This is a genomic window from Pseudidiomarina halophila (assembly GCF_003987215.1).
Lineage (GTDB): Bacteria > Pseudomonadota > Gammaproteobacteria > Enterobacterales > Alteromonadaceae > Pseudidiomarina > Pseudidiomarina halophila.
This window is the reverse complement of record NZ_PIPW01000004.1, coordinates 43,835-56,547: the sequence shown is the minus strand read 5'-3', so window position 1 is coordinate 56,547 and position 12,713 is coordinate 43,835. Positions and strand designations below refer to the sequence as shown.

11 protein-coding genes are annotated in these 12,713 nt (G+C 52.4%); 6 read left to right on the top strand and 5 right to left on the bottom strand.

The genetic code is table 11. The features are described from left to right. Window positions 1-74: 74 nt before the first annotated feature. The 3 genes from metK to CWI69_RS11035 form a co-directional block, all read right to left on the bottom strand. Window positions 75-1,223 carry a methionine adenosyltransferase gene (gene metK, locus CWI69_RS11045; protein ID WP_126764338.1) on the bottom strand — a complete coding sequence of 383 codons (1,149 nt, stop codon included), beginning with the start codon at window positions 1,221-1,223 and terminating at the stop codon, window positions 75-77. A 99-nt stretch (window positions 1,224-1,322) separates the two neighbouring features. Beyond that, window positions 1,323-2,381 (bottom strand): NAD(P)-dependent alcohol dehydrogenase, encoded by a 1,059-nt coding sequence (locus tag CWI69_RS11040; RefSeq protein WP_126764336.1) that lies wholly within the window; start codon window positions 2,379-2,381, stop codon window positions 1,323-1,325. A 19-nt stretch (window positions 2,382-2,400) separates the two neighbouring features. Then, a complete protein-coding gene (locus tag CWI69_RS11035; RefSeq protein ID WP_126764334.1) occupies window positions 2,401-4,251 on the bottom strand; it encodes a M1 family metallopeptidase in 1,851 nt (616 codons plus the stop codon). 52 nt (window positions 4,252-4,303) lie between these two features. Here CWI69_RS11035 and CWI69_RS11030 point away from each other — a divergent pair, with 52 nt between their 5' ends. The 4 genes from CWI69_RS11030 to ruvX are packed head-to-tail and all read left to right on the top strand — an operon-like array spanning window position 4,304 to window position 7,070. After that, a complete protein-coding gene (locus tag CWI69_RS11030) occupies window positions 4,304-5,134 on the top strand; it encodes a 16S rRNA (uracil(1498)-N(3))-methyltransferase (protein ID WP_126764332.1) in 831 nt (276 codons plus the stop codon). A gap of 4 nt (window positions 5,135-5,138) precedes the next feature. After that, window positions 5,139-6,083 (top strand): glutathione synthase, encoded by a 945-nt coding sequence (gene gshB, locus CWI69_RS11025; protein WP_126764330.1) that lies wholly within the window; start codon window positions 5,139-5,141, stop codon window positions 6,081-6,083. Window positions 6,084-6,090: 7 nt separating this feature from the next. Beyond that, entirely contained in the window at window positions 6,091-6,657 is a 567-nt protein-coding gene (locus CWI69_RS11020) for a YqgE/AlgH family protein (RefSeq protein ID WP_126764329.1), read from the top strand. Next, window positions 6,654-7,070, top strand: coding sequence for a Holliday junction resolvase RuvX (gene ruvX, locus CWI69_RS11015; RefSeq protein ID WP_126764327.1), 417 nt, complete (start codon window positions 6,654-6,656; stop codon window positions 7,068-7,070). Before CWI69_RS11020 ends, ruvX begins: the two co-directional genes overlap by 4 nt. Window positions 7,071-7,072: 2 nt before the next feature. On the opposite strand, the gene CWI69_RS11010 is transcribed toward ruvX, so the two are convergent. Next, window positions 7,073-8,458, bottom strand: coding sequence for a PhoH family protein (locus CWI69_RS11010; RefSeq protein ID WP_126764326.1), 1,386 nt, complete (start codon window positions 8,456-8,458; stop codon window positions 7,073-7,075). 168 nt (window positions 8,459-8,626) lie between these two features. Here CWI69_RS11010 and CWI69_RS11005 point away from each other — a divergent pair, with 168 nt between their 5' ends. After that, entirely contained in the window at window positions 8,627-11,299 is a 2,673-nt protein-coding gene (locus tag CWI69_RS11005) for an SNF2-related protein (protein WP_126764324.1), read from the top strand. Then, on the top strand, window positions 11,296-11,952 hold the full coding sequence (locus CWI69_RS11000; protein WP_126764323.1) for a pseudouridine synthase: 657 nt from the start codon (window positions 11,296-11,298) through the stop codon (window positions 11,950-11,952). The genes CWI69_RS11005 and CWI69_RS11000 overlap by 4 nt, the downstream gene beginning before the upstream one ends. On the opposite strand, the gene djlA is transcribed toward CWI69_RS11000, so the two are convergent. Beyond that, window positions 11,924-12,712: a co-chaperone DjlA gene (gene djlA, locus CWI69_RS10995; protein ID WP_126764321.1), complete on the bottom strand. Its 789-nt coding sequence runs from the start codon at window positions 12,710-12,712 to the stop codon at window positions 11,924-11,926. The genes CWI69_RS11000 and djlA overlap by 29 nt on opposite strands. Between the last annotated feature and the right edge of the window lies 1 nt (window position 12,713).

Here is a 12,713-nt window from a genome sequence, read left to right as displayed (position 1 = left end):
TAACCCCGAATTGCTGCTTGAGAAAATGCTCACTAGATGGGCGTATTCTCCACAATTCGGGGCTTCTAAGCAAATCAGATGTCAGCGCGAAGCACTTCTGCTTTGTCTGTTTTTTCCCATGGAAACTCGTCGCGACCAAAGTGGCCGTAGGCTGCCGTGGCAAGATACATCGGCCGCTCCAGATCAAGCATTTGAATTAAGCCAAACGGACGCAAGTCAAAATGACGGCGGACCACGGCAATCAGTTGCTCTTCGCTATACTGACTGGTACCAAAAGTTTCGATGCTGATCGAAGTCGGTTCGGCAACACCAATGGCATAGGAGATCTGGATTTCACAGCGCTCTGCCAGCCCTGCGGCCACCAGGTTTTTAGCAACGTAACGCGCCGCGTAGGCAGCACTGCGATCCACTTTCGATGGGTCCTTGCCTGAGAATGCACCACCGCCATGGCGTGCCATGCCGCCGTAGGTATCGACAATAATTTTACGACCCGTCAGTCCACAGTCACCCATAGGTCCGCCAATGACAAACTTACCCGTTGGGTTAATAAAGATCCGTTCCTGATTCACCGGGAACCACTCTTCCGGCAGTACCGGTTTGATGATGGTTTCGATCACAGCCTCACGTAAATCCGCCTGACTGATCCCTTCTGAATGTTGCGTTGATAAGACTACGGTATCAATGGCGACCGGCTTACCATCTTCATAGATAAAGGTAAGCTGGCTTTTTGCGTCCGGACGCAACCAGGACAAGGTACCGTTCTTCCGCACTTCTGCCTGGCGTTGCATCAGCCGGTGAGCATAGGTAATAGGTGCAGGCATTAACACGTCTGTTTCATTTGACGCATAACCGAACATTAAGCCCTGGTCACCGGCGCCCTGCTCTTCAAGCGAAGCCCGATCGACACCTTGATTAATATCCGCAGACTGTTTACCGATAGCATTCAGAACGGCGCAAGAGTCTGCGTCGAAGCCCATGTCGGAATGCACATAGCCGATATCACGCACGGTATTACGCGCCAGCTCTTCAATATCAACCCAGGCACGGGTCGATACTTCACCACCGACCAACACCATGCCGGTTTTCACATAGGTTTCACAGGCCACTCGCGCACGCGGATCTTGCGCCAAAATAGCGTCAAGAACAGCGTCTGAAATCTGGTCTGCGATTTTATCTGGATGCCCTTCTGAAACTGATTCAGAAGTAAAAAGGTGCTTCGCCATAGTGTGTGTATCTCTATTTTTGCTGATTCAGACTTAAAAAATTGGGCGTAGTTTAACGAAACTACGCCCAGCTTTCTACTTTTAGACGTCTAAAAGTCTTTATCGCTGTTTCAAGGTTGCCATATCAATAACGAACCGATACTTCACATCACTATTTAACATGCGTTCGTAAGCGTCGTTAATGTCATCCATCGCAATGAGCTCGATATCTGAAGTGATATTGTGCTCTGCGCAGAAGTCGAGCATTTCCTGTGTTTCAGCGATTCCGCCGATCAACGAGCCCGCCAGACTGCGGCGTTTCGCGATCAGATTGAACACCGCTGGTGACGGATGTGACTCCGCCGGCACGCCTACCAGACACATGGTGCCGTTTAAGCGTAACAAACCCAGATATTCGTCAAGATTGTGTGGTGCAGCGACAGTATTAAGGATGAAGTCGAGGGAATTAACCCAGGCTTTCATCGCGTCTTCGTCTTTTGAAATGACCACATGATCGGCGCCCAAGCGTTTGCCATCGTCGACTTTGCCTGGCGAGGTTGTGAATAACACCACTTCTGCGCCCATGGCTTTGGCCAGTTTGACCGCCATGTGACCGAGGCCGCCTAAGCCTACTACGCCAACTTTATGGCCTTTGCTCACACCCCAGTAACGCAATGGTGAGTAGGTCGTGATACCGGCACACAAAAGCGGTGCAACACCAGCAAGATCGGCGTCATCGGAAACCCGCAGCACGAACTCTTCGGTGACCGTGATGCGATTTGAGTAACCACCATAAGTCACCCCACCTGAGTGCTTGTCTTCCCCGTTATAGGTAGCTACAAAGCCGTTTTCACAGTATTGCTCATGCCCTTCATCGCAGCTGTGACAATGCCCGCACGAGTCCACCATACAGCCCACACCTACTGTATCGCCGACCTTAAATTTACTGACCTTGTCGCCGACGCGGGTAACTTTACCGACAATTTCATGCCCTGGTACGCAAGGAAACACCGTATTACCGCCCCATTCGTCGCGCACTTGGTGCAAGTCTGAGTGACACACACCACAGTAGGCAATTTCAATTTCTACATCGAGAGCGGTTGGCTCGCGGCGGTCGAATTCGAAATACTCGAGTTCCTGGTCTGCTGCGTGTGCTGCGTAGCCTATAGCTAGTGGCATGGTTTACTCCTTTTTTTGCTTAGTTTTGCGGATACAACAAGGCTTCGTTAACGGATTGCGTCAACGGATGATAGCCAGGCTTCGCCTGTTCGTAGACTTCGCGCGCCCACTTCAGGTTTTCCGGGGTCTTCGCCAGTTCCCGATACAACGGACTGACAAGCTTGTTGCGACCAATGGTAAGCAAGTAGTTACGTAAACGTTCGCGTGCTGGTTCATATTTTTTGGTAATCGCCAACTTCAACCACGCGTGCGCAATTTCAGCGTTCTTGCTTGCGGTTAAATTGTAGTCGTTATCCAGCCGTTGCATATTGGTGCTAGAGATATCCAGAGGTAAATTATTAATGAAATGCAACCACTCGTGAGTGGTCCAATCCAGGGTTTGCAACTTGCCACCTTTTAACCAGCGTTGCATTTGCTTCTCAACCTGAGCAAAGGCATCAGATTCAGGTTGCGGTGCATCGGCGGGTAAACCTGGTTCATGGATCCACTCATTGATTTTATCCATGCTGACCACATCCGGGTGCCGCGCGAGGAGGTTTTTCGCCAGATAATCTTTAAACTCAGCAGTCGAGATGCTTTGGAAAGCAAAGTCATCGAAGTACTGACGTAAGAAGGCATCAAATTTTTCCCGGCCAAACTTGTTCTCCAGATAAACCAGGAATAACTGACCTTTTACATAAGGCACATTTGAAAACACATCATCCGGGTGGCGGGTGCCTAGATCGATGTTGAGCACCGTATCTTGCGGTGCTAAACGCGACATATCAGCCAACAGATCCTGATAGCCCAGCGCCAGCTCCATTTGTGCCCGACGCTCGCCAAACAGCGCTTCCATGATGCGGTTTTCAACATAACTGGTAAAACCTTCGTTGATCCAGAGATCGCGCCAGCTGGCATTGGTAACGAGATTGCCAGACCAGGAGTGCGCCAACTCATGGGCAATCAAGTTGATCAATGAGCGATCACCTGATACCACGGTGGGCGTAATAAATGACAAGCGTGGATTTTCCATACCGCCATAAGGAAAGCTAGGTGGCAGTACCAGCAAATCATAGCGATCCCAGCGATACGGACCGTACATTTCTTCCGTTGCTTCGATCATCGCCGGTGTGTCAGCCCATTCCCAGGCAGCTTCATCAACAATATAGGACTCGGCGAATACCGCCACGTTGTCGCTAATCGATTTAATTTCCAGATCGCCGGCGGCAATCGCGATCAAATAAGGTGGTATCGCCTGCGGCATGGTGAAGCTGTAGGAACCATCGCGGTTGTCACTCAAGCTGTTATCGGCACTCATGACCGCCAACAATCCTTCCGGTGTCCGTAATTCCGCATTGTATGTCAGACGTAACGCTGGCGTATCCTGAATCGGAATCCAGCTGCGCGCATGGATCGGTTGTGACTGGCTGAACATAAACGGATGTTCTTTACCCGCGGTTTGCGCCGGTGTCAGCCATTGCAGACCACTGGCGGTTGGCGCTGTTTCGTAATGAATACGCAACTTGTCACTGCTCTCACCAATAGCTACTGTCAGCTCCTGGCCTAAGGTCTCATGGGGTTCGCCTAGCGCAAAAGCAGTTTCCTGCCACGCGCCATCCTGCCAGATTTCGGTCTTGTGAATGCGCAGTTCGCGGGTATCAAGGTGAATGCTATCCGCGTCGCCGTGGCGTGCTAAATCGTAAGTCGCTGTGCCCGTAAGACGCTTCTCCGCGAAATCGATCGTCAGATCTAACTCCAGATGTGGAGTCGTGACTTCATCAAGCTTGGCGTAACTGTGTGCATCCTGCGCCCATACGTTTGCTGATGAAGCTACCGCAGTGACAAGTGTAGCTGCACTCGCCCACTGAATCAGTTGCTGCTGTATCGCCATAAAAGGTTTCCTTCTGGTAAGATGATGTCGTAAACGAAATTAGGATCATGTTATGCGAGTACCGCGAATTTATCATCCTTTAGTCACAAGTAGAGTCACAAGTAGAGTCACAAGTACTGCTACAACTAGTGCTGAAAGCAGCTCGGCGAAGGCAGGACCGCCATCGCTTAGCGTCGGCCAGGAGCTCGACCTGTGCACCGAAGCTGCCAACCATGTCGGCCGTGTTTTACGCATGCAGGAGGGACAGCCCCTTCTGCTGTTTACTGGGGATGGTCAGGATTATCAGGCGGTTATCGTGGCGGCGTCAAAGAAAAACGTGCGCGTAAAGATTACAGAAATGAACGCCAATGAATCTGAATCACCGCTGAAAATCCATCTCGGACAAGGCGTTTCCCGTGGCGACCGCATGGACTTTGTCCTACAAAAATCCGTCGAACTTGGCGTGCATAGCATCACCCCGCTATTCACGGAACGCTGTGGCGTGAAGCTAAGTGGCGATCGATTACAAAAAAAACAGCAGCAATGGCAAAAAATTGTCATCGCAGCCTGTGAACAAAGTGGCCGTAGCGTAGTGCCGCAAGTCCACGCACCTGTTAGCTTGGAAGCCTGGCTCGGGCAACTTGAACCGGCGTTGCGTCTGACGCTTGATCCACAAGCTCAGAAAGCGCTCCAGGAACAGCAATTGACCAATGCTCAGGTGCAGCTGCTGATTGGCCCCGAAGGCGGTTTAAGCGAAGCTGAAGTGGCGGCGGCCGCGGCAGCTGACTTTCAGCCGGTACGCCTGGGCCCACGTGTATTACGTACAGAAACCGCAGCCTTAACGGCACTTAGTGTCATGCAATATCAGTTTGGCGATTTAGCGACGCCTTCAATGCAGGAGTAACCTTATGAAGTTAGCAATGATTATGGATCCCATTGCCACTGTGAAGACCTATAAAGACACCAGTTTCCGGTTACTGCTTGAAGCGCAGGCACGGGGTTACGAATGCTTTTATCTGGAAATGTCCGATCTCTCCCTGATCGCTGGCAAACCCATGGCGCGGGCGCGTAAAGTCTCGGTAGTTGATCAAGCCGAAGATTTTTACCACCTCGAGGGTGTTACCGAGCAGCCGTTGGCTGATTTTGACGTAATTATGATGCGTAAAGATCCGCCGTTCGATACCGAATTCCTGTATGTAACCTACATGCTCGAACTGGCTGAAGAAGCGGGAGCCTTAGTCGTCAATAAACCGCAGAGTTTACGTGACTGCAATGAAAAGCTCTTTACCGCCTGGTTCGCGCATCTTACCCCGCCGACCATTGTCACGCGCAACGCAGAACAAATCCGCAGCTTCCATCAGGAGCATAAAGATATTATTTTGAAGCCCCTGGACGGCATGGGCGGCGCGTCGATTTTCCGGGTCGGCAGCGACGGCAATAATCTGGGCGTTATTATCGAAACCCTGACTGCGCATGGCACTCAATTTGCTATGATTCAAAGGTATATGCCAGAAATTAAAGACGGCGATAAACGCATTCTCATCATTGATGGTGAACCCATGCCTTATGCGTTGGCACGCATTCCGTCGGCCGGGGAAACCCGCGGCAATCTGGCAGCAGGTGGCAGCGGCCGACCACAGCCATTGAGTGATAGCGACTGGGCGTTAGCGCGTGAAGTGGGGCCTGAACTGAAACGTCGCGGCCTGTTTTTAGTTGGACTCGACGTCATTGGTGACCGCATTACCGAGATTAATGTCACCAGCCCCACTTGCATGCGTGAAATCGAAACCGCATATGACATTAATATCGCCGGTAAACTATTTGAAGCCATCGAGGCACGCCGTAAGGCATAAGGCAGTTATGGAAGCATTAACGAATTTACAGAACCATTTCTTGATCGCCATGCCAAACATGGAGGATCCGTTCTTTCATCGCTCGGTCACTTATATTTGTGAGCACAATGAAGATGGCGCCATGGGTCTGGTGATCAACCAACCCGTTGAGCTCAATGTCGCTAAGCTGCTGGAGCAGCTTGAAATTATTGTGCCTGAGCATTCACTGATGTTCGATCGACAAGTCTTTGCCGGCGGTCCGCTGGCCCGTGACCGCGGCTTTGTACTGCACTCGCCCGACGAAGAATGGCGCAGCTCGGCACGCATAAGTGACGAGGTGATGATCACCACATCCAAAGATATCCTCGAAGCGATGGGTAGTGGCAAGGCACCGGATAAGTTTTTGCTTACCCTGGGTTACGCTGGCTGGGATGCCGGACAGCTCGAACAGGAGCTAGCGGATAACAGCTGGCTGACCATTCCCGCGGATCCCGATATTTTGTTCAATACGCCGATCAGCGAACGCTGGCAGAAAGCCACTGAGAAGCTGGGTTTTCATTCCTGGCAACTTGGCCCTGGAGCTGGCCACGCATGAGTCAGCTGCTGGGCTTTGATTTTGGCACCCACAATATTGGCGTCGCCGTGGGTCAGACAATTACCGGCACCGCTTCGCCGCTGGCCGCGTTAAAAGCCAAAGACGGCCAGCCAGACTGGCAGCGGGTCGAAGCAATCCTAAAGGAATGGCAGCCTCAAACATTGGTGGTGGGTTTGCCTTTGAACATGGATGGTACTGAACAACCGCTAACCGAGCTTGCGCGTAAATTTGCCAATCGCCTGCACGGCCGTTTTGGTTTGCCCGTTGAACTGCAAGACGAACGTTTAACAACGGTTGCCGCCAAAGAAGAACTCTTCGCTCGTGGCGGCTTTCGTCAACTTAGTAAAGACAAAATAGACAGTGCTGCGGCGCAGCTCATTCTGGAGGACTACATGAGCCAGCGCCGCGCGTGAGGCTACAAATTCTCCTCTGCGTATTGCGCCAGACTGCTGCGCACCACACCATTTAAATTCACCGTGGCACTGCCGGGGTAATCTTTAAAACGCTCCACAATATAGGTTAAACCTGAAGTCACTGCGGTCAGATAATAGCTGTCGATTTGCGCCAGGTTACCAGAGCAAATAATTTTGGTGCCGGTACCACAACGGGTAATAATGGTTTTTAACTGCGACGCGGTAAGGTTCTGCGACTCATCTAATAATACGATGGCATTTTGAATGCTTCGTCCGCGCATAAAGTTCAACGACTTAAACTGGATATTGGCCTTATTCATGATGTAATTCAGGCTCGATTCCATGCTTTCATCGTTTTTGTGCAGCACTTCCAACGAATCGGTAATTGCCGCCAGCCAGGGCGCCATTTTTTCTTCTTCCGTACCTGGCAGATAGCCTATAGATTCAGCAATCTCTGGCGTATTGCGGGTAACGATTATTTTTTCATAAATCCCCTGTTCAACCACCAGCTCAAGTGCCGTAGCCAACGCCAGCAAGGTCTTACCGCTACCTGCCGGACCCGTTAAGATCACCAGATCAATACTTGGATCGAGTAACGCATTCATCGCCATCGCCTGATAAATATTCTTCGGGTGAATTCCCCAGGCGTGGTAACTCATCATTCGTTCAAAGCCTAAATCATGCAGGCGCACATTCTGTTCGTCATAACCGACAACTTTGGCAGCGAACAGCTCAGTTTCATCAATCAAATACTGATTACGAAAGACCGTGGGCAACACTTCGCGTTCGACCTCGTGAAAGGTTTCACGACCCTCCTGTACACTGGTCACCTCGCCAACGTTTTGCCAGAAATCGCCGTCCAGCTCAACAAAGCCTTTGGATAAAAAGCGAATATCATCGATCAATTGGTCGGTACGGTAATCCTCGACATACTTCACGCCTGCGCCTTTGGCCTTCAGGCGCATGTTGATGTCTTTGGTCACCAGTACGATCTTGGCGCTTTTATGTTTTTTCTGTAACTCGATAGCGGCCTGGATAATACGGTGATCATTCTCTGACAGGTTAAGCGCCGATTCGGTCTGCTTTAACTGGTAATCGGGGTAAATCGCCAGGGTGCCTTCGGCGTGGTGCGCACCCTGCATGCGGCTCAGCGGCACACCTTCGATAATTTGCTCCGGGCTGGCATCTTTTAATGCATCCTCCAGCGAACGAATGGCCACCCGTGCTTCGCGGCTGACATCTTTGTGGCGGTCTTTGATATTGTCGAGTTCTTCCAGCACGACCATGGGTATTACAACGTTGTGTTCATCAAAATTCAGGAAGGCGAGGGGTTCGTGGAGTAGTATATTGGTGTCTAACAGATAGTATTTGGGCGTTGTTTCTGTCATGCGCGACCTCAAGCAGGTATGAAGTTTAATTATAATTTTTGCTTGCCATGCACTTTTAAGACTAGCGCAGTTTTCATGAAAATGGTGTGAACATTGAAAAAAATTTAGCTACCATGTGCGCCCTTTGTTTTTACGCCCACGAGCGTACTCAATCGTAGAGGTTTTTGGATGTCAGAAGATAGCGTGCACACATATGTGGCAGGTCAACGCTGGTTAAGCGAAACAGAACTGGAGCAAGGTCTCGGGTTATTGACCCAAGTCGAAGGTCGCATGCTCACGGTTTTGTTCCCGGCCACCGGTGAAATCCGTCACTATGCCAGTCAGCAAGCACCTCTGGCCCGCTATCGATTGCTGCCCGATGATCGTGGTCAGCACGCTGACGGTTGGTTCTTTCGCGTGACTGAGGTGGAAAACCGAGGCGGCATTCTGCATTACATCGGTCAGCGTGAGGACACTCAGGAGACCACCAGTTTGCCTGAGGCCCAGCTGGCTGCCCAGGTCGCCACGCAACATCCGCTTACGCGCATATTGGCCGGCAAGACTGACCGCCTTGATATGTACCGTCTGCGCCAGCAAGCACAGCGCCATCTGCAGCGCTGGCAACAATCGTCGGTGGCCGGTTTACTCGGTGCCCGCGCCCAACTGTTACCGCATCAGCTCTATATCGCTCACACGGTCGCAGATCGCTATCAACCGCGAGTGTTGCTCGCGGACGAGGTTGGCCTGGGCAAAACCATCGAAGCCGGGCTCATCCTGCAACGCCGGCTGCTCAGTGGTCGCAGCCAGCGCGTGGCGATTATCGTGCCGGACAGCCTCTGTCATCAGTGGCTGATCGAGCTCAAACGCCGCTTTGCGTTAGCCTTTAGTCTGTTTGATCAAGAGCGCTGTGAGCAAACCGTGGAAGAACACGACAATGTGTTCAGCGCTGAGCAACTGGTGGTGGTGCCGCAAAGTCTGTTGCAAAGTGAACGCTGGCAAACGCAACTGGCTGCCGCTGATTTTGATTTACTAATTGTCGATGAAGCCCATCGAATCGCGCCAAAGACTGCACACTTTGCCCAGCTGCAACAGCTTTGCACGGCCATCCCCAGCGTACTACTACTCACCGCCACGCCTGAACAGGCGGGGCTGGACGGCCACTTTGCGCGGCTGCAGCTACTCGACCCTGACCGCTTCCATTCGCTGGAGCAATTTATTGCCGAGCAGCAAAGCTACCAGCAGCTGACGCCACTGGCCGAAGTATTGGCCAGGGTTGGCGCGGATAAGCTTCTTGACCGCTTGCTCGACCACTATGGCACCGGGCGCTTAATGTTTCGCAATAGCCGGGCACATGTCGGCGGCTTTCCGGAACGCCAGTGTCACCCGGTGGCACTAGACGCTGATGATGGTGAGGCCTTCGCTACCAAAGCCAGCTGGTTAAAACAGCTTTTGAGTGCCCATAAAGCGGAAAAATTTATTCTCATCTGTCACTCCTCGGCACAAGTGCAGGAACTCTATGACTTCTTGCGCATCCAGCACGGAATTCATGCCGCGGTCTTTCATGAAGGCATGAGTTTGCTGGAGCGCGATCGTGCCGCGGAGTTCTTTGCCAGCCCGGAAGACGGCTGTCCAATCCTGCTTTGTTCGGAAATCGGTAGCGAGGGTCGTAATTTTCAATTCGCTCACCATCTGGTGCTGTTTGATCTACCTACACATCCGGATCTACTCGAGCAGCGTATCGGCCGTCTCGATCGCCTGGGCCAAGCCGAAACCGTGCAAATCCACGTTCCGTATCTGACTGACAGTCGTGACGCTTACTTGTACCAATGGTATGAGGCTATGCAGGCGTTTCGTGCTCCTAACGCCGTCGGTGCCATGCTTTACGATGAGTTCCATGAGCAACTGCAGGCTTTTCTGACGGGCGATTACCATGACGAACTTGGTTTTGCCGAGGTGCTGGATGCAACTGCCGAACGTGCTGAACAGCTGCGTGAGCAGATTAAACAAGGCAGGGATCGCTTGCAGGAGCTGAACGCCTACCGTCCGCAACAGGCTGACGCCATACTGGCGGCCATTGCCGCCGATGAGCGCCAGCAGCAACTGACTGAGTTCATGCATGATTTCTGGAACCGTTTTGGTCTTGATTACGATGAATTCAATGCCGAAAGTGGCTGGTTGCGACCGACGGAACATATGCGTATACAGCTGCCTGGTTTACCCGACGATGGTCTTACCGTGACCTTCTCACGCGATTATGCGTTGGCGAATGAACAGGTCGAATTCCTCAGTTGGGACCATCCGCAGGTACAGCATGCCCTGGAATTATTGAGTACCGACAGTTTTGGTAGCACCAGCGTGGCGTTGATCCAAAATCGGGCGCTGCCCGCCGGGGCGTGGTTTATCGAGCTGAGCTATACCAGTCAACTGACCACAGCGCCGGAATTGGTAGCGCACGAGTTTTATCCGCAACAAGCCATTCGTATTCTGCTGGATAGTCAGGGCCGTGACCTTACGGCGCGGGTGCAGGCTGCAGCATTTGATAAACAGCTGCAGTTTGTCGACAAAAAACAAGCCCGCGCCTTGCTGCAACAGCTGCGGCAAAACATCCAACAGCACATCCACACAGCCTGGCAACCGGCCGAAGCGCAGCAGCAAGTGCTGCTGGATCAGGCGGAGCAGTTGCTTGAACAACGCATGGCGAGTGCGCAGCAACGCATGCGGGAATTAAAACAACGTAATCCAGCAGTTCGACAAAGTGAAATCGATGCATTACAGGCGCGGCACCAGCAACTCAGAGCTGCGCTGGCCAAGCCGATGCTGCAGCTTGATAGCGTTCGTATCGTGGTGAATTCGCCTGCATGACGCTACTCAATTATGCACCGCCGACGGATCCCTATCTGGACATCGTTTACCGCGATGAAGCCATTGTCGTGGTGAATAAGCCGCCGGGGTTATTAAGTGTGCCAGGCAAAGATCCAGCTCATCGCGACTCGGTCTGGGCAAGGGTAACGCGGGTGTTACCGGGCGCACGGGTGGTGCATCGACTGGACATGGCAACCTCAGGCTTAATCGTTCTGGCGCTGCACAAAACCGCACAGGCACATCTGCAACGCCAGTTTGAACAACGCAAGGTTCATAAGTATTACCGCGCCCGCGTGGCTGGGAAGCTTCCAGCCACTGCAGGCCTGATTGATCTGGCCATGCGGTGTGACTGGCCGAACCGCCCGCGGCAGATGATTGATCTGCTGGCGGGACGCCACGCGCAAACGCGCTATCAGGTGCTTGGTTTTGACGGCCAATCGAGTGAGGTCATGTTATTTCCGATTACTGGACGTTCACACCAGCTACGTGTGCACATGCAGGTATTGGGAACACCGATCCTCGGGGATAAATTCTATGCTGATGCGACAGCTTACGCTGCCGCATCGCGCTTACTTCTACATGCTGAAGAGATCGGTTTTCAGCATCCGCTAAGTGGCCAGGCTATTAACTTTCACTGCCCTGCTGACTTTTGATAAGTTCGTAGGCCGCCTGAATTTCCTGCGCTTTCTCTTGTGCCGACGCCCGCATTTCTTCCGGCAGGCCCTGCGCTGCTAATTTATCCGGATGATGCTTAGCCATTAGCTTCCGGTAAGCTTTCTTCACCTCAGCAAAACTCGCCTTGCGGTCAACGCCCAGCACCGCATAGGCATCGTCGATTTGGCTCGCTTGGGTGGCACCGCTGGTGCCAGCACGGCCGCCCCGGAACCGCTGACCAGCCTGCGCCATCTGCAACCAGACGTCCAGTTGCGCGCGACGGAAGCCAAGCGCCTGAGTGATACGCAATAACACGTCGTACTCAGCCTGATCCAATTTGCCATCGTGCAGCGCGACAATCAGAATCTGCTCGATAAAGAATTGCAAAATATCACGCCGCCACGCGACTTGCCGACGGAACTCACTGACTTTATTGACCAGCGGATAATCGGCACTTTTCCCCTGCCGGAAAGCTTCCTGTGCCCGGCTACGCGCATCATCACTTAGCTTGAGATGCTGCATCAGCGCATTAACGTAATCGATGTCCTGTTCGGTTACCCGACCCTTCGACTTTGCCAAATGCCCCAGCACGGCGAACAAGGTATCGACAAACAGATGCTGATTAACCACCCCACCCTGGCGCATTGACTGCTGTAGCGCCCGGTCAAACCAATGTCCGATCAGCACACCCAGAAACAAACCCGGTAACTTTAAAAACAGGTAACCGAAGAAACCGCCAAGCACTTTACCCCAAAACATG

Excerpts from the sequence above, each read along its gene's own strand:
- CWI69_RS11005 (WP_126764324.1), top strand. The coding sequence starts at position 8,627 with ATGTCAGAAGATAGCGTGCACACATATGTGGCAGGTCAACGCTGGTTA.
- CWI69_RS11040 (WP_126764336.1), bottom strand. The coding sequence starts at position 2,381 with ATGCCACTAGCTATAGGCTACGCAGCACACGCAGCAGACCAGGAACTC.
- metK (WP_126764338.1), bottom strand. The coding sequence starts at position 1,223 with ATGGCGAAGCACCTTTTTACTTCTGAATCAGTTTCAGAAGGGCATCCA.
- CWI69_RS11000 (WP_126764323.1), top strand. The coding sequence starts at position 11,296 with ATGACGCTACTCAATTATGCACCGCCGACGGATCCCTATCTGGACATC.
- gshB (WP_126764330.1), top strand. The coding sequence starts at position 5,139 with ATGAAGTTAGCAATGATTATGGATCCCATTGCCACTGTGAAGACCTAT.
- CWI69_RS11020 (WP_126764329.1), top strand. The coding sequence starts at position 6,091 with ATGGAAGCATTAACGAATTTACAGAACCATTTCTTGATCGCCATGCCA.
- djlA (WP_126764321.1), bottom strand. The coding sequence starts at position 12,712 with ATGTTTTGGGGTAAAGTGCTTGGCGGTTTCTTCGGTTACCTGTTTTTA.
- ruvX (WP_126764327.1), top strand. The coding sequence starts at position 6,654 with ATGAGTCAGCTGCTGGGCTTTGATTTTGGCACCCACAATATTGGCGTC.
- CWI69_RS11010 (WP_126764326.1), bottom strand. The coding sequence starts at position 8,458 with ATGACAGAAACAACGCCCAAATACTATCTGTTAGACACCAATATACTA.
- CWI69_RS11030 (WP_126764332.1), top strand. The coding sequence starts at position 4,304 with ATGCGAGTACCGCGAATTTATCATCCTTTAGTCACAAGTAGAGTCACA.
- CWI69_RS11035 (WP_126764334.1), bottom strand. The coding sequence starts at position 4,251 with ATGGCGATACAGCAGCAACTGATTCAGTGGGCGAGTGCAGCTACACTT.